Annotated in this window: 1 protein-coding gene; it reads left to right on the forward strand. The window is 44.2% G+C overall.

The features are described 5' to 3' along the window. Positions 1 to 249: zinc ribbon domain-containing protein (locus J3492_RS13130; RefSeq protein ID WP_207992436.1), on the forward strand; the 249-nt coding region annotated here is incomplete at both ends.

Here is a 249-nt window from a genome sequence, read left to right on the forward strand (position 1 = left end):
TTCACTTCATCCAAACTGGCCAAATCCGTCTATGACGCTGGTTGGTTTGAACTTAAACGACAACTGGAATATAAATGCAAGCATGCAGGTTGTCATTTTGAGATGGTAAATGAGAGTTACACTACCCAGACCTGCTCGCACTGTCACAAAATAAGTGACAGTAGTCCAAAAGGTAGAGCAGGTCTTGGAATAAGAGGATGGAGGTGTGCTGAGTGTGGCACATGGCATGATAGAGATATCAATGCCGCT

It is taken from the genome of Psychrobacter coccoides (genome assembly GCF_017498085.1).
In the GTDB taxonomy this organism is placed as follows: Bacteria; Pseudomonadota; Gammaproteobacteria; order Pseudomonadales; family Moraxellaceae; genus Psychrobacter; species Psychrobacter coccoides.